Raw genomic sequence first — 15,862 nt, forward strand, 5'->3', positions numbered from 1 at the left:
GCTCTGCTACGGCAACCCTCGCCTGCGCTGCGCCAATGCCCGCAAGCGGGCTGCCGCGGAAAACTCCGGTTGATCGATGTCGATCTTGTTCAGCGTGGTTGCGATCAACAGGTCCGACAGCCCCGGCGTCGATAGATCCGTTTTGCCATTTTCGATCTGTGCGCAAAGACGCGCGGTCAACGCGTCCAGCCCGCCCGTGTCACCCACCAGCACCGACAGCATCCGGGCTTCCTCGCTTTCGGACGGTTCCGCCCCGATCTGGCGCCGGGCCAGTTCAACCGCGCCTGCCGCGACCTTGGCCTCGAACCGGGCATGCGCAGGCAGTGCATCCGCGGCGGTGTCACGCAGCCATGCAGCAACGGCCGCCAAAATCGCGTCGGGGCTTGGCTGGTCCTGCATCATGCGGCCCTTTCCAGCAGATGAAGCAACAATATCGCTTCTGTTTCCGAGGCGCGCCGCGCGATCACATGACGTTCCACGCTGGTATCAGTACCATCGCGCACCCAAGCGGCCATTTCTTCGATGATGACACCCCACCGCAACGCCGACAGGATTTCCCACCAGCGCACTGTAGCCGGATCGACAGGATCACCCCCTGCCGCTTCATACCCTGCAAACAAATCCTCGCGACGGCCCAAACCGCCAACGGGATCGGCATGACCAAAGCGCCAGCTTTCCATGCAAAGCCAACCCATGTCGGCCATCGGATCACCGATATGCGCCAGTTCCCAATCCAGAACGCCGCGTATCCCTTCAGGACCAAACATCAGATTGCCCATGCGGAAATCCCCATGCACCAACTTTGGCGCGCGCGGCTCTGGCGCATGTTCGGCCAACCAGCGCAGCGCCAGCGAAAAGACAGGGCGCGCGGCGCCGAATGCGCGGTGTCGATCGCCAAGATCATCCAACACCTCGCGCGGAGACAGCACGGGAATGGGCAGGCCAGTCGGGTCGCTCTGGTGTATCCTCGCCAGAATTTCACCGGCCTGACGGGCGAACTTCGCCCGCGCCGGGGCATAGCTGTCGTCGCGCAGGATGCGATGGGGCAGCGCCTCCCCGTCGATGCGTATCATGACAAAGCCTGCGCCGATGCCGTCATCTGGCGTCAGCTCATGTTCGATCTGTGGTGCGGGCACGCCTGCTGTAACCACGCGTTTGATCACTCGGGCTTCGGCCGCCATGCCGATGCCGGTGCCGCCCGACCGCGCCGCGGCAGGTTCGCGGCGCAAGATCAAGTGGTGCCCCTCCCCACCATCCATCTGAAAAGACCAGGTTTCCTGGCTGGCCCCGCCCGATAGCCGCCGCAGCCCCTTGATACCCTGCGCCGCAGGATCGAGGGTGGGCACCAGCCGCGCCAATCCGTTCTCGAGGGTCGTCTGAGGATGCAAGATGTCTTGTGCTGCGTTCAATTCACCTGCCGCTCGCGGCCCTCCCAATAGGGCGCGCGCAGGTCGCGCTTAAGCAGCTTGCCGGACGCATTGCGCGGCATCACGTCGATGACGTCAATCGCCTTGGGACATTTGAATGCAGCGAGCTTACCGCGCATCCAAGCCAGCACTTCTTTCTCGTCAAGGGTTGCATTGGGCTTGAGCGTCACAACCGCCCGAACGGCCTCGCCCCACTTGGGGTCAGGCACGCCAATCACAGCTGCCTCACTGATGGAGGGATGCGCATATAGCGCGCTCTCCACCTCGGCAGGATATACATTTTCGCCGCCGGAAATGATCATGTCCTTGATGCGGTCGTGGATGAACAGGTAGCCGTCCTCGTCAAGATAGCCCGCATCGCCCGACAGCAGCCAACCGTCGTCGCGCAGCGTCTTGCTCGTCGCCTCCGGGTTCTTCCAGTATCCCAGCATATTTGCCGGTGCCCGGACGGCCACTTCGCCGATCTCGCCAGCTTTGACGGGTTTCCCGTTTGGGTCGAAAATAGCGATTTCACACCCCATCGCGGGTCGCCCGGCGCTACGCATCCGCTCGGATCCCTCGGGCACGTGGTCCTCTGGCGGAAGTATCGCGATCGTGCCCGTCGTTTCCGTCATGCCGTAACATTGGATAAACTGGCAACCAACGACTTCGATGGCTTCTTTCAGTAGCGGCAGGGGCATGGGCGCAGCACCGTACATCACGGTTTTGACGCAAGAAAAATCGACACGCTTTGCTTCTGGGTTCTGAATGACAATCTGCAAAGCGGCAGGCACAACGAACAGCTTTGAAACGCGCTCTGTGTGGATTGCATCAAGGGCCGCAACAGGGTCAAACTCTCGGAGGATGACGCTGGTACAGCAGTTTACAAAGGCGATTGTCCAAAAACCAATGCCGCCGATATGCGCCAAGGGCATCGCAACAAACCCGATATCCTCGTCGTCCCAGTGGTCATAGATATGCTTGACAGCCAGGGAGTCCAGTTTCGGCTGTAGCAAGTTACTGTGGCTCAGGAGTACGGCTTTCGGCACACCGGTGGTGCCGGATGTAAACAAAACCATAGCCGGATCATGCGTTGAAGCGCAGTCAGCGGCAGGTTCGCTCGATTGACCATCACGCCACGCCTCGTATGTTTCCCAAGGTCCATCGCCCTCCTCCATAGCGAGGATCTGAATGTCCGGAAGTGCTGCGTTGATTTCCTTGATCGCTTCCGAGAACTCAGGCCCGAAGAACAGCATCTGTGGCGGGTATTGGCGCAAAATCTCGATGATCTCGGCAGGTGCAAGCCGCCAATTCAAGGGCGCGAACATTCCACCGACGCGCGTCGCGCCGATGAAAATCTCGAAGACGTGGTCGCAGTTTTTCCCAAGGTAAGCGACGACCTTAGCGGCACCCGCGTCCAAGCCGTGTGCAACCTGATCAACGTGACGATCAAAATCCTTGAAGGTTGTATCGCGCCCTTCAAACCGATTGCAGATCTTGTCAGGTGCGCGCTGTGCAGCGCTTCGTGCGACCGCGCTAATCGAGCTCATTGCCTCTGGATCAATCATCTCGTCTCCTCCCGACGTTACCACATCCTCATCGCCCGGCGGACGGTACCGCGCTGCGACACAGCCTTCTTGGTATGCGAAAACGTCGCGCTTAATTACCAATCGTGATGGGCGACCTCCCAGACCAAACACATCACACAGGCATATTAGCTACGCAGTTAAGTTGCGCCTGTAAAGTGGTAATTGTGTAGTTAATGAGGTTTTTGAAACCATGCGCCACCGCTATAAAGAACAGTAATATCACAAACCCTAATGCGATCCCCTAGCCGATCTCGTCGCAAAGGAGGCGCGACTGGCAAGCTTCAATGGCTTCTTGACTTGAAGTGCGACCGAATCGTCCGTGACATTCTGATCGGCACTGAGTAATAAGGTTCTACCTACAGGAGTTAGTTGAGCAATGAATTCAAAGGTAGCCGCAGTCACCGCACCGCTCGAAGAACGTGCGTCAACAAGAGATGATTTGCTCACCGCCGCAAGCGAGCTCATGTGTGAACGGGACACCTTGCTGGTGCCCATTATCGATATTGCGGCGAAGGCTGGGGTGAACTCTGCTTTGGTGAAGTATTACTTCGGCAACAAAAGCGGCTTGATGCGCGCCCTTCTTCACCGAGATCTGGCGGAAGCGGTCACCCAGCTTGAAGCCTTGGTCGAGATGGACATGCGCCCGACCGCGAAGATGCGGTACCACCTCTCCGGTCTCGTCAACATGTACTTCAAATACCCTTACTTACAGCGCCTGCTGACCGCGACGATGCGCGACGAAACCGAAGAAGTCAGACGGACCATGATAAAGTCGTACATCGAACCGATCCATGACGCCTACAAGCGGATGATTTCCGAAGGTGTCGCGGCAGGAGAGTTCCAGTCTGTCGACTACAAGTTTTTCTACTTCATCGTCATCGGGGCATGTGACCAGATATTTTCGTCCCGAGAAGTGCTGAACTATATGCACGGCGTCGATAGAATTGATGACGACATACGCCGCTCCTATACGGAGCAAATGATCGCGGTCATCTTGGGCGGCCTAATGGCGCGTAGCTGATATCGCGGAGGTGAGATAGCCACACCTCCCTCCGCATCATATTTCTACGCTTTGGCAGTCGCGAGAGATTTGCCAACCGCACGGAAGTGATATTCACTATCTCCGAACAGCGCATTGATTGTCAGGATACGCTTGTGGAAGTGACCGATGCTGACCTCGTCCGTCATCCCGACGCCGCCATGGGTCTGGATCGCTGCTTCGCCGATGTCCCGTCCCAAGGCACCAATCTGCCCTTTCAGGACCGAAATATCCTGCGCGCCTACCTGTCCGGCATCCATCAGCGCCGTCGTGTACAGCAGGCAGGAGCGAGCCTTTACATAGGCGATCTTCATATCTGCCAAGCGGTGCGAAATGGTCTGAAACGTGGCGATAGGCGTGCCGAACTGTTTGCGCGTCGATGCATATTCGCTTGTCAGTCGCAGCAAGGCGCCCATAGCGCCCACGGCTTCAGCGCAGAGCGCGACGATTGCCCTAGAGATCACTGTTTGCAGCACGCTATGGGCATCTTCGGCGATCCTGCGCTCGGACGGGATTTGAACCCCATCAAAAGTGATATGCGCGGCGTGGCGGCCGTCAATGGTAACGAAAGATGTAATGCTGACCCCTTGCTGTTTTGGATCGACCATAAACAAAGATAGGCCATCCTTGTCAGGTGCCGTGCCGCGCGTTCGTGCCGATACGACAAGCGCGTCGGCCTGCGCGCCCCCAAGGACCATCCGCTTTTCACCGCTCAGGGTGAATCCGTCCGCTACCTCGGTTGCGGCCAAGGAAACAAGTGCCGAATCCGCGGTCCCCTTGCCTTCTTCATGGGCGAAGGCTGCCGTTTGTTCACCCGTAATGATTTTGGAAAGTTGCGCTTGCGCTGCAGGGCTATCGGATTGCGCCAGACAAGACCCCGCCAGCAGGATCGAAGAGACATAAGGCTCGATCAGCAGATGCGCCCCAAAGGGTTCAGCCACAGCAACGACATCCGCCATCGACCCACCAAACCCGCCAACCTCTTCGGCGAAAGGCAGGCCAAGAATACCCATCTCGGCCAGTGCCTGCCAAATCTCGGGAGACCACGGGCGGCCGGATTGCAGCATCTTCTGACGGGTCTCGAAATCATAGCTCCGCTCCAATAGGCGCTTCACGCTCTCTTGCAGCATCTTCTGTTCGTCGGTCTGAGAGAAATCCATCTGAGTACCCTTTCAAGCGATCGGCAGGCTGCGTGCGATCAAGTCGCGCTGAACCTCATTGGTGCCCGCGTAGATCGTCGTCGCGCGGCTGTTGAGGTAAAACGGCATAGAGATCAGATCCAGCTCGCTTCCCATCGGATCCACCCCCGACCCCACGGTCAGCGCGTCAAGCTGCATGGACAGCCCCTCGAGCCCGGCCACCCGCGTCATCATCACCGACACACGTTGGATCAGCTCCGAGTTCATGGTCTTGGCAATCGAAGGCAGCGCCGGGTCGTTGATCATCTCGTGACCGCTCATGATCAGCCACTCGAACTGGGCGAGCGTCGCGACATCCGCGTACAATGCGCCCAGGTCGCGCTGGAACACCGGGTCGTCAGACAGCTTGCCGCCAAAGGGGGATGTTTCATCCTGCGCCGCCTCGGTGATCCGTTTCAGATAGCGGACCAGAACGGGGCTGTTGGCCGATCCGTTGCGTTCATGTTTCAGCAGATGTTTGGCAACGCTCCAGCCCTCGTTTTCGGCCCCGACCCGACCGGATTGCGGCACGCGAACATTGTCAAAAAACACCTCGCAAAATTCCGCATGACCATCCAGCCCCTTGATCGGGCGAATGTCCATGCCGGGAAAGTCGGTTCTGTCCAGCAGCAGAAAGGTGATGCCCTGCTGTTTTTTGCCCTCGCTGCTGGTGCGCACCAACATGAACATCCGGTTCGATTTATGGGCGAAGGTTGTCCAGATCTTGCTGCCGTTGATGATGTAATCGTCCCCATCCGCAACCGCGCTGCATTTCAGCGATGCCAGATCGGAACCGGAGTTCGGTTCCGAATACCCTTGCGTCCAGTAATCCTCGCCCGACAGGATCCGGGGCAGGTATTTGGCCTTCTGCTCTTCGGTGCCAAGGTCGATCAACAACGGCCCCACCATCTTGAGAGAGTTTGGCAGCAAGGGCGGCAGATCCCGCTTGCGGTATTCTTCCTCGAAAATGGTGCGCTTCTCGGCGGACCAGCCCGTACCACCATATTTCTCGGGCCAATCGGGCGCGGCCCAGCCTTTTTCGTTTAGAATGGCCTGCCACGCCGCGCCTTGTTCAAACGGTGCAAAGGCACTGGTGGTTGTCTAATCGCAAGGCCGCAGTCAAGCCTTGATGCAAAAGCACGGCCTATCGAAATGCCTTTAGAGCATTTCGGCCTCCGGTTCTTGCTCAGTTCGCTCTCAGCACGTTTATGTTATCGAGGTCATGCGTGTGTCCGGGGCATGGTTGTCTCCGCGGTCAGCACTTGGCTGCCGCATTTTGGGTTCCGCAGGTGAAGCCTTCCATTGTTTTGCACGCAGTCTGTAATAGCTGCTGCCACGTCTTTCGGATTGGCCTGACCTCCGTCCACGACAGGGACGCCTCCTCGCATCAAGTTATGATGCGCTGAGCTCGGTGTGCGAGGGACAATGCATTAGGCGAGTTCCTCGCGCGTTGGAATAAAGGTTTGACCGGTCTTCAGCATGGAATGCATGATGACGGCGAGTTTGCGAGCAACGGCGACCGCCGCCCGCTTGAAGCCAAGGCGTTCGCGCAATTGAAGCCCCCAGGTTTTTAGATCACTGACCGTTTCGGCTCGTGTCCTCGTAAGCAACGAGGTCGCAGCCTCGTAGAGGAGCCCACGCAATCGTTGATCCCCCCTTCGAGAGATGTGGCCGTTAAAATCCATCTCTCCCGATTGGTATCGGCGTGTAGTGAGGCCAAGCCATGCGCCGACAGATCGGGACTTCGGAAAGTTCTTCGGGTCTTCGATAGCGGCCACATAGGAAACTGCTGTGATCGCCCCAACGCCTGGTATCGTCATGAGCAAACGCGTGCTTTGGCACTGTCGCGCCGCCAACAAGAGCTGGCGGCTGAGCGTAGACGCCCGCTCCCTGACAGCTTGCCAAGCTTCAAGCAGCGGATAGATGATCCCTTTCAACTCGACGTGTCCGTCCAGTAGATCGTTAACCTTTTCTATGAACACCCGGCCTTTGCTCTTGGGCACGACAAGACCGAAAGTCTTCATCAAACCACGGATCTGATTGGTCAATTGTGTCGTGATGGCCAAGAGTTGGGTGCGGGCTGCAACCAATGACCGGATCAGCATCGCTTCGAACGACTTGACCCTGACAGCCTTATAGAAGCCGGTTTCGGCAAGTTTGGCCAATCCCTCAGCATCGTTTGCATCGGTCTTGTTCAGCGTCTCACCCAGAATTTTCTGAGCATGCCGCGCCTCAATGCAGATCGCCCGGAGTCCTTCCCCCGTTAAGGCATGAAAGAACCAAGTGGCGAGTGGGCCAGTTTCGAAAACGACGCTCAGGGGGTCGTCCGCATGCTTCCGAACCGCCTGCGCAATAATTCCCGGGTCGGAGGGACATTTCCCGCGCCATATTCTTTTGCCGTCTTCTCGGATTGAGATCGCGGTATCCTTCAACGAAACGTCAAGCCCTATGTACTGGCCCATGCTCAATCTCCATCTGTTGCTTCGAACAAGACCCTTTCGGATCACGCTCTGGATCATACCGGAGAAAAAACATTTCGATGCCATGACGAAACGCGGAGTGACAGAGCGATTACCCCATGTTTTGCGCCCGGCTTCGCGGATCGCGTCGGTGGGGGCCGTGTCCAAGTAGGCTGCCACCTCTTCCCGGAACGCGTCCAGTTCCTCTTTGGTCTGGGTCGTCATCCTGCAATCCTCCTGAAGAAATTCGTCCGAAACGCGCCGGATTTACTTTTTGGTGAAGGCGGCGATCCGCTCCGCCATGTCCGGGCCGATGCCGGCAGTCTCCATCACTTCCCACTGCAATCCCGCATCCATCGGGCGCATGTCTGTCGCTTCAAGCAATTGCTTGTTCGCGGCATTGGAAAACGGGGAATTGGCGATGATGCGGGCGACCAAACCTTCGATTTCGGCGTCGAACTGATCAAGCGGAACCGCATACTCGGCCAGCCCGATCCTCACCGCTTCATTGGCGTCGATCATATCTGCCGTGAACATCAGCCGCTTGGCTGTTGCGATGCCCACACGCCGGGGCAGCCGCTGGCTCATCCCCCAGACTGGGGTCAGGGCCCATTTGGCGTGGGTGTCACCGAAACGGGCGGTATCCGCCGCGACGATGAAATCAGCGGCCAGCGCCACTTCGAGCGCGCCGGTGTAGCAATGCCCATGCACCGCGGCGATCACCGGCTTTGGTAGTTTTTCCATCAGCCGCAAGGTTTCGGAATGCCACCCGGCTGACGGCACATCCTCCCCCTCGGCAATATCGCCAAGGTCATGGCCCGCCGAAAAACACTTGCCCGCGCCGCGCAGGACAACGCAACGGACCGCGTCGTCATCGCGCAGATCAATAATATGCTGGCGCAGCTCCTTGAACAGCGAGACGGTCAGAGAGTTTAACTTCTCCGGCCTGTTCAGCGTCAGAACCGTCCAGCCGTCCTTGTCCTCGCGTAGTACCAATTCAGCCAATGTACTCTTCCCTTTCCCAAACCGTCGGGCATCAAAGGCGGCCCTTACGCAACCAGTCGTGCAAGCCGTGTAGAGATGATGGATTCTGCGTCCGCCACGATCCGCGCGATCAATGCCTCGCAGGTGGGGATGTCGTTGATCAGCCCTTGCACCTGCCCCGCCCAGATCAACCCCCGGTCAAGATCACCGGACATCAAAGCCTCGCGGCCTTTGACGCCGGAGACATAGGGTTGGACATCGCCAAATTCGGCACCCGGTTTCGACCCGATCTCGACCACCATGTCAGAGACCGAGTTTTTGGCGACGCGGCCGGTGTTCTTGAACCCCCGGAAAATCAGGTTGGTGTCCCGTTCCCCGTTCGCCACCAAAAACTGTTTAACCTTCTCATGGATCGGCGCTTCTACCGTTGCGCAGAACCGCGTTCCCATATTGATCCCGTCGGCCCCCAGGGCCAAAGCAGCGGCAAGCCCGCGGCCATCGCCGAACCCGCCTGACGCCAGCAAAGGCACATCAATCTGGTCAGCGGCAGCAGGGATCAAAACCAGACCGGGCACGTCATCTTCGCCCGGATGGCCCGCACATTCGAACCCGTCGATAGAGATGATATCAACACCCATCTTGACCGCCGAAAGCGCGTGACGGACCGAGGTGCATTTATGCAGGATCGTAATGCCATGGGCTTTGAAATCCTCCACATGCTCCTGTGGCCGCCCCCCTGCTGTTTCCACGATCTTGACCCCCGCTTCGATAATCACACGGCGATAGTCGCTGTAGGGCGGCGGGTTCACCGATGGCAGCACGGTCAGGTTCACGCCAAACGGTTTGTCCGTCATAGTCTTGCAGCGCTCGATCTCTGCGGCCAGGGCGTCAGGCGTTGGCTGGGTCAGGGCGGTCAGGATACCAAGCCCCCCGGCATTCGAAACCGCGGCAGCCATCTCGGCGGTGCCGACCCACATCATGCCACCCTGTACAATCGGGGTTTCAATCCCCAGCATTTCGGTGACCCGCGTATGAAGAGCCATCAGAGTATCTCCGCTTTCATAATGTTTGAATTCAGACCGAAACAGACATGGCTCATTCGCCCTGCGCCTTTTTCCAATCCCGTTTAACCTTTTTGGCAAGCGACCATTTGTGCACTTCGGTCGGGCCGTCATAGATCCTGAACGCGCGCACTTCGCGGAACACCTGTTCGACGATCGTATCGCCAGTCACGCCCTGCCCGCCCATCACCTGAACGCATCGGTCCGCGACCCGCATCAGCGCCTCGGACACAGCCACCTTTGTCATGGAACTTTCAACCGTACCCAGCTCGCCGGTATCCAGCACATCCGCGCACCAATAGACCATCTGCTCGGCCTGCTTTAGGTCGATCATGTTCTCCGCCAGCATAAAGCCGACGCCCTCGTGATCCACCAGCGGTTTGCCAAAAGCCATACGCCGGTTGGCATAGTCGCTCGCGATCTCATTGGCGCGGATCGCCGCACCGAGCCAGCGCATGCAATGGGTCAGACGCGCAGGCGACAGACGCACCTGAGCATAGCGGAAACCTTCACCGCTTTCCCCCAGCATCTGGCTCGCAGGGACCCGCAGATTGTCGATGTTGATGACCGAATGTCCGCCGATCATGGAATCGTCGATGGTGTCCAGCACCCGTTCAATCCGGATCGCGGGATCAGGCAGATCAACAAGGAACATGCAGGCCCCATCCTCGGATTTTGCCATGACAATGCCAAGCCCCGCCCCATCAGCGCCGGTGATCAGCGTCTTGCGCCCGTTGATAACCCAGTGGTTCCCGTCCATCTTGCAGGTCGTCTGCATCATCATCGGGTCAGACCCGGCACCCCCTTCGGCCGCGGGCTCCGTCATGAAAAAGGCTGATCTCATCTTGCCTTCGACCATCGGTGCTAAAAACCGTTCTTTCATCTCGGCCGATCCGACCTTGCCCAGCAGATACATGTTGCCCTCGTCGGGCGCGCCCACGTTGCAAGCGACCGGACCGAGCGGCGACAGACCCGACCGGATCAACACACATGCTGTTTCAAGGTGGGTCAGATGCGTGCCGTCCTCGAGGATATGGGGCGTCATCACCCCCGCCTGTCGGGCCGCCTCCTTCATCTCGTCGCCAAGCGCTTCCGTCGGGCCGTGGCTGTTGCGGCGGTCGTCCTTTTCATACGGAACGATCTTTTCGCGAACGAAAGCCTCTACGCGGTCGGCGATTTCCAACGCCCGTTCGGACATCCGGCTGTTATCGAGGGTAAAAGTCATTTTCGGTGATCCAGTTCTTGTCATCAGAGCGGTGAGTCTGGGCGTTATGCGCTGCCCCAGCAAGCTTTAACGCTCAGTGCCAGTATTCGTCCTTGAGCTTTCGTTTGGTCAGCTTTCCTGTCGGTGTTCGCGGTAGGTCGGTGCGAAAGTCGATGCTTTTCGGCGCTTTGATCCGGGACAGATGAGAGCGGCAGTATTCCATCAGTTCCTCTGACTTTGCCGCCGACGGGGCGACACCATCTTCAAGCTGCACGACCGCCTTTACCTCTTCGCCCATTTCCTCGTTGGGAACGCCAAACACCGCGACATCTGCAACGTCAGGATGGCACGCAAGCAGATCTTCGGTTTCTTGCGGATAGATGTTCACGCCACCGGAAATAATCGTGTACGACGCACGGTCTGTGAGAAAAAGAAATCCTTCCTCGTTCACATGGCCGACGTCCCCCAGCGTGGAACACCCGGGACGCAAGTAAGCCTTGGCAGTCTTATCGGGATCTGCGCGATAGGAAAATTCGATACCGCTGTCGAAATAGACATCGCCTATCTCTCCGACGGGCAACGCCCTGCCGTTCTCATCGACCACAAGTATGTCACCAATCAGGGAGCGCCCCACGGTGCCCGGATACTTCAGCCAGTCATCCGAGGTCGATACGGTTACCCCATTTGCCTCGGAACCTGCGTAATATTCGATCAGGATCGGACCAACCCAATCCAGCATCTGTCTCTTGATCTCTTGCGGGCAAGGTGCTGCCGCGTGGAAAATCACCTTTAGCGAGGAAAGGTCATACGTCTCGCGTTCAGCAAGAGGTAGACGGAGCATCCGCACAAACATCGTTGGCACAACCTGAGTATGTGTCACCCGGTGTCGATCGATCAGTCGCAGCATTTCGCTGGCGTCGAAACGCTCCATGATAATTGATTTGCCACCCAGCATGACCGCCATCATTGATGTGCGCAAAGGGGCTGCATGATAAAGAGGAGCTGGAGACAGATAGACGCTTTGGTCGTTCATATTCGCCATCGTTTCACACAGCACCGTCATCAGCGGGGGTATGACCGTTTCGATTGGCTGGCGGGTGAATTCGCGCACCACGCCCTTGGGCCTCCCCGTCGTACCTGACGAATACAACAGGTCCGCGCCCACCGTCTCGTCTTGGATTGGATCACTGGGCATATGGCGCACAAAGGCGTTCCAGTCCATTTCCGGATGGTCGCATTTCCCGCTCACATAAATTCTAACATCCGGACAAGCGCTTTGGATTGCAGGAAAAAGCTCCGTATATTTGGAGGAGAGCACCAGCACTTTCGCTGCGCAATCGCCTACGATATAACTGATCTCGTTCGCAGTCAGATGGCAGCTTATGGCGGTGTAGAACACCCCCGACCGCTGAGCCGCCCATGTGAGAACAACAAAGTCCAGACAGTTTTCAAATAGTAGTGCAATGTTTTCGCCGGCTGCCACTTGCAGTTTCCGAAAGCCATGCGCGGCCTGATTGGATCGCTTGTTCAGCTGCCCAAAACTCAGGGTTTCGCCGCTACCTGCCATTTCATAGGCAATTTTGTCAGGATCAGTGTTGGCCGTGTAGGATGGATGCTTCATGACGCAACCACAGCGTTTTCCAGTGCGCCGGAAATCTTGCCATCTTCACGATGTGCGGCACTTTGACTGCTGCAGTGAACCATTATCCCCTCCCAAGGCACGGTACCATAGAACATCGACGGACGAAGAATCCTCCTCCCACGCTCCGAATTTGCACTAATTAACTGCTGAATTAATATATTTCAAGCATTGCTTTATCTTTCGCTGTAGGTTTAGAGTTTTACACCAAATATTCATAAGAAACAGCACTCAAACTCACAGGATCAAAGCCACATATAAGTGCTCAATTAATCCGAAGCTAAACCCAAAGCGCCCGCCAACCAAAGAAGGTTACCTATGCCAAATATCCACGTTATTGCCGTCATCACAGCCCAGCCAGGACAACGCCAAGCACTTCTGGATCTATTCAATAAAAACGTCCCTACCGTGAAAGCTGAAGCAGGCTGCATCGCCTACGAGGCCACAGTCGACGCAGAAAGTGCAGGACCAATGCAGGCGGAATTTGGGCCAGATACATTTGTTGTCGTTGAACAATGGGAGAGCATGCAGGCGCTAGGGGCACATGCTGCAGCACCACATATGAAAGAGTATAGCAAGCAATCCAAGAACATGGTCGCCGATAGCAAAATCCACATTCTGTCGCTCGCATAATCATCGGCGCAGCCCACGCCACGCCATTTTAGCGCCCTGCACCCCAGACGATCATGCGGAGCGGATTTAGTTGAATGCGCTAGCTTGATAGGCTTGGCCCTCACGCATCCACTGACCTGGGCCCCAAGCCCCCTCAACCTTAGTGCCGAGTGCTGAAGTTTGATGCTTTCAATGAATCCGTTCTGCTGCGGCTTCCCGGCGCGACGAAGTGCTAAGCGATGCCTATATGCGGATAGTGTCCCAGCAGGTGGTCTAATTTATTCTCCGGCTGGATGTTGAGCCGGTTTAAAGGCCGGCGATTTTTGCCGGGTCCATGTTGTTATTTTCGCAGATGGTCGACATCGAGGGCCAATAGCCGGTCGGCACCGAAACCCAGCATCTCGGCCAGAACTTGGTGGTCCGCAGTCTCCGAAAGAAGCGCTTTCAAAGCGGCTGTTTCTGATATGATGTCCTTGGTCATGGGGGTTCTCCTTGATCGGTAGGTGAGGTGTGCAACCCAAACCCTATCGGAGAACGTCCACGGTCGCCCAGCAAACCGCGTGGGCTTCGCCTAAGCTACGCGTGGCTCCACTCAGCCCGCGCTACCGTCGGAATTACACCAAGCCTAGGGACACTACCCCCTGAAGATGCACACCGGATTTGCAACGTACCGGCATAATAAGCGAAGCCGGAAATTGTGGAGTTCGTTGTGTGAAATTCTAAGAGAGCCGCGAAATCGCAGAGTCGACGGGGTATGGCCTCATCAGCCTTTGATATCGCAACTGTCTGTTAATGTTAATTAATTATCTGCTCAGAGATGCACACGATAAAATACTGGACAACTGACCAGTTCGTCTGTTCAGATGCCCGGTAGTATCAAGGGGCGCCAGTGGAGGGGCAGTCCTTGATGAAAATGACTTGGGAGGAGTCGATCATGAACAGCGAAAAGAACCAGACAAGATACGCAGCCGTTGCACAGGAATTTGACGCAGGCCGTATTTCGCGGCGTGACTTTATGCGCAAGAGCGCAGCACTCGGGGTGGCCGCTGCGGCACCTCTTGCACTAGGCGCCAGCCATGCCAAAGCGCAAGCAGCCGAAAAATATGATTACATCATTATCGGCGCAGGCTCTGCGGGTTGTGCCCTTGCGGCGCGCCTGTCAGAGGATCCGGACAAGAACGTGCTCGTGCTTGAAGCAGGGCCAGCGGATGAAAACCAGTTCATCCACATTCCTGCTGCCTTTCCCAATCTATTTCAGACCCCGCTAGACTGGGCTTACCGCAGCACGCCCCAAAAGCATTCCGCCGATATTCAACTGTATATGCCCCGAGGAAAAGTTTTTGGTGGGTCAAGCTCGATCAATGCGATGATCTACAAGCGGGGCAATCCGGTCTGTTATGATGCTTGGGGGGCAGAAAACCCCGGCTGGAGCCACGCAGATGTCTTGCCTCTGTTCAAGCGGTCGGAAAATAACGAACGCGGTGCCGATGATCATCACGGCACAGGTGGCCCGCTGAACGTAGCGGACCTGCGCGACCCTAACCCTGTGACGCTCGCGATGGTCGATGCCGCTGTAGAGGCGGGCTATCCAGCGCAGCCCGATTTCAATGCGGGCACAGAGCAGGAAGGGTTCGGCCTGTATCAGGTCACGCAAAAAGACGGGATGCGAAATTCGACGGCCGTCGCTTTCTTGCACCCTGCCCTAACGCGCGACAACCTCGCTATTCAGGCCGAAGCCCATGTGCACAAGCTCCTTGTCGAAAATGGCCGCTGCGTCGGTGTGCGGTTCAAATCCGGTGACGAGATGCATGAGGTCATGGCGGAGGCTGAAGTCATCCTGTCGGCAGGATCGATCGGCTCACCCCAGATTTTGATGCTGTCGGGCATTGGATCACACAGCGCCCTGACAGAGCTGGGGATCGAGGTGGTTCATGACCTCCCCGGTGTTGGTCAGAACCTTCAGGAACACCTGATGGCACCGGTTGCCCATGTCTGCACGCAACCCGTAACCCTCGCCCATGCGACTGAGCCTGAGCAGGCGGAACTGCTTGGCAAGGGCATGGGAATGCTCACGTCGAATATTGGCGAAGCAGGCGGATATCTGACGGTTATGCCGGACGCCCCTGCCCCTGATCTTCAGTTTCATTTTGCTCCGACCTGGTTCATCTCGGACGGTGCTGGCAATCCAACGGACAGCGAAGGCTTTACCATCATGCCAAGCCTCGTTGGGACGAAGTCAGTTGGTGAAATCACGCTCGCGTCAGCCAACCCAGAGGATGCACCGCTGATCAATCCAAATGCACTTGCCGAAGCCCAAGATCTGGAAATTCTGGTCGAGGGGGTCAAGATCGCGCGCAAGATCATGAGCTCCCCTGCGCTGGATGATTTCCGTGGCGAAGAGCGCTTTCCGGGGGTGGATGTCCAAACCGATGACGAAATTCGAGCCTACTTGCGGGCAAATATCCAGACGATCTATCACCCTGTGGGCACCTGTAAAATGGGGTCCGATGACATGGCTGTGGTCGGCGCCGATCTAAAGGTTCATGGGATCGACGCGCTGCGCGTCGCGGATGCGTCTATCATGCCGACGATCGTCAATGGCAACACGAACGCCGCCGCCATCATGATTGGCGAAAAGTGCTCTGACTTGATCCGGGCCTAACTTGACTTACCCCTCGCGACCTCGGGCAA

General features: G+C 57.2%; 14 protein-coding genes. 3 read left to right on the plus strand and 11 right to left on the minus strand.

The genetic code is table 11. The features are described from left to right. Positions 1-6: 6 nt before the first annotated feature. The 3 genes from AB1495_RS16075 to AB1495_RS16085 are packed head-to-tail and all read right to left on the minus strand — an operon-like array spanning position 7 to position 2,974. On the minus strand, positions 7-402 hold the full coding sequence (locus AB1495_RS16075; protein WP_139283849.1) for a DUF6285 domain-containing protein: 396 nt from the start codon (positions 400-402) through the stop codon (positions 7-9). Beyond that, a complete protein-coding gene (locus tag AB1495_RS16080; protein ID WP_244269055.1) occupies positions 399-1,409 on the minus strand; it encodes a phosphotransferase family protein in 1,011 nt (336 codons plus the stop codon). The genes AB1495_RS16075 and AB1495_RS16080 overlap by 4 nt, the downstream gene beginning before the upstream one ends. After that, positions 1,406-2,974: a long-chain-fatty-acid--CoA ligase gene (locus AB1495_RS16085; RefSeq protein WP_074637546.1), complete on the minus strand. Its 1,569-nt coding sequence runs from the start codon at positions 2,972-2,974 to the stop codon at positions 1,406-1,408. Before AB1495_RS16085 ends, AB1495_RS16080 begins: the two co-directional genes overlap by 4 nt. A gap of 397 nt (positions 2,975-3,371) precedes the next feature. Here AB1495_RS16085 and AB1495_RS16090 point away from each other — a divergent pair, with 397 nt between their 5' ends. Further along, positions 3,372-4,016 (plus strand): TetR family transcriptional regulator, encoded by a 645-nt coding sequence (locus AB1495_RS16090; protein WP_005848303.1) that lies wholly within the window; start codon positions 3,372-3,374, stop codon positions 4,014-4,016. Between the two features lie 44 nt (positions 4,017-4,060). Here the strand turns inward: AB1495_RS16090 and AB1495_RS16095 are convergent, their stop codons facing one another. The 7 genes from AB1495_RS16095 to AB1495_RS16125 all read right to left on the minus strand — a co-directional run bounded on the left by AB1495_RS16095 (position 4,061) and on the right by AB1495_RS16125 (position 12,541). Further along, positions 4,061-5,194, minus strand: a complete 1,134-nt coding sequence (locus tag AB1495_RS16095) for an acyl-CoA dehydrogenase family protein (RefSeq protein ID WP_074637547.1) — start codon at positions 5,192-5,194, stop codon at positions 4,061-4,063. A 12-nt stretch (positions 5,195-5,206) separates the two neighbouring features. Further along, positions 5,207-6,262 carry an acyl-CoA dehydrogenase family protein gene (locus AB1495_RS16100; protein ID WP_367581984.1) on the minus strand — a complete coding sequence of 352 codons (1,056 nt, stop codon included), beginning with the start codon at positions 6,260-6,262 and terminating at the stop codon, positions 5,207-5,209. A gap of 380 nt (positions 6,263-6,642) precedes the next feature. Next, entirely contained in the window at positions 6,643-7,674 is a 1,032-nt protein-coding gene (locus AB1495_RS16105; protein ID WP_074637878.1) for an IS110 family transposase, read from the minus strand. Between the two features lie 264 nt (positions 7,675-7,938). Continuing rightward, on the minus strand, positions 7,939-8,676 hold the full coding sequence (locus AB1495_RS16110) for an enoyl-CoA hydratase/isomerase family protein (protein WP_074637551.1): 738 nt from the start codon (positions 8,674-8,676) through the stop codon (positions 7,939-7,941). A 44-nt stretch (positions 8,677-8,720) separates the two neighbouring features. Continuing rightward, on the minus strand, positions 8,721-9,698 hold the full coding sequence (locus AB1495_RS16115; protein ID WP_074637553.1) for a nitronate monooxygenase family protein: 978 nt from the start codon (positions 9,696-9,698) through the stop codon (positions 8,721-8,723). 52 nt (positions 9,699-9,750) lie between these two features. Then, positions 9,751-10,914: an acyl-CoA dehydrogenase family protein gene (locus AB1495_RS16120; protein WP_037942207.1), complete on the minus strand. Its 1,164-nt coding sequence runs from the start codon at positions 10,912-10,914 to the stop codon at positions 9,751-9,753. A gap of 100 nt (positions 10,915-11,014) precedes the next feature. Continuing rightward, positions 11,015-12,541 carry an acyl-CoA synthetase gene (locus AB1495_RS16125; protein ID WP_074637554.1) on the minus strand — a complete coding sequence of 509 codons (1,527 nt, stop codon included), beginning with the start codon at positions 12,539-12,541 and terminating at the stop codon, positions 11,015-11,017. Positions 12,542-12,877: 336 nt separating this feature from the next. Between AB1495_RS16125 and AB1495_RS16130 the strand changes: the two genes are divergently transcribed. Beyond that, positions 12,878-13,192, plus strand: coding sequence for a putative quinol monooxygenase (locus AB1495_RS16130; RefSeq protein ID WP_074637556.1), 315 nt, complete (start codon positions 12,878-12,880; stop codon positions 13,190-13,192). A gap of 319 nt (positions 13,193-13,511) precedes the next feature. Here the strand turns inward: AB1495_RS16130 and AB1495_RS16135 are convergent, their stop codons facing one another. Next, a complete protein-coding gene (locus tag AB1495_RS16135; protein ID WP_208856551.1) occupies positions 13,512-13,652 on the minus strand; it encodes a hypothetical protein in 141 nt (46 codons plus the stop codon). Between the two features lie 453 nt (positions 13,653-14,105). Here AB1495_RS16135 and AB1495_RS16140 point away from each other — a divergent pair, with 453 nt between their 5' ends. Next, entirely contained in the window at positions 14,106-15,833 is a 1,728-nt protein-coding gene (locus tag AB1495_RS16140; protein WP_244269057.1) for a GMC family oxidoreductase, read from the plus strand. The last annotated feature ends 29 nt before the right edge of the window (positions 15,834-15,862 follow it).

It is taken from the genome of Sulfitobacter pontiacus (assembly GCF_040790665.1).
Taxonomy (GTDB): Bacteria; Pseudomonadota; Alphaproteobacteria; order Rhodobacterales; family Rhodobacteraceae; genus Sulfitobacter; species Sulfitobacter pontiacus.

What these genes read in the sequence shown, in the direction of transcription:
- AB1495_RS16075 (WP_139283849.1), bottom strand. Translation starts at nt 402, where the DNA reads ATGATGCAGGACCAGCCAAGCCCCGACGCGATTTTGGCGGCCGTTGCT.
- AB1495_RS16085 (WP_074637546.1), bottom strand. Translation starts at nt 2,974, where the DNA reads ATGATTGATCCAGAGGCAATGAGCTCGATTAGCGCGGTCGCACGAAGC.
- AB1495_RS16090 (WP_005848303.1), top strand. Translation starts at nt 3,372, where the DNA reads ATGAATTCAAAGGTAGCCGCAGTCACCGCACCGCTCGAAGAACGTGCG.
- AB1495_RS16095 (WP_074637547.1), bottom strand. Translation starts at nt 5,194, where the DNA reads ATGGATTTCTCTCAGACCGACGAACAGAAGATGCTGCAAGAGAGCGTG.
- AB1495_RS16105 (WP_074637878.1), bottom strand. Translation starts at nt 7,674, where the DNA reads ATGGGCCAGTACATAGGGCTTGACGTTTCGTTGAAGGATACCGCGATC.
- AB1495_RS16115 (WP_074637553.1), bottom strand. Translation starts at nt 9,698, where the DNA reads ATGGCTCTTCATACGCGGGTCACCGAAATGCTGGGGATTGAAACCCCG.
- AB1495_RS16120 (WP_037942207.1), bottom strand. Translation starts at nt 10,914, where the DNA reads ATGTCCGAACGGGCGTTGGAAATCGCCGACCGCGTAGAGGCTTTCGTT.
- AB1495_RS16125 (WP_074637554.1), bottom strand. Translation starts at nt 12,541, where the DNA reads ATGAAGCATCCATCCTACACGGCCAACACTGATCCTGACAAAATTGCC.
- AB1495_RS16130 (WP_074637556.1), top strand. Translation starts at nt 12,878, where the DNA reads ATGCCAAATATCCACGTTATTGCCGTCATCACAGCCCAGCCAGGACAA.
- AB1495_RS16135 (WP_208856551.1), bottom strand. Translation starts at nt 13,652, where the DNA reads ATGACCAAGGACATCATATCAGAAACAGCCGCTTTGAAAGCGCTTCTT.
- AB1495_RS16140 (WP_244269057.1), top strand. Translation starts at nt 14,106, where the DNA reads ATGAACAGCGAAAAGAACCAGACAAGATACGCAGCCGTTGCACAGGAA.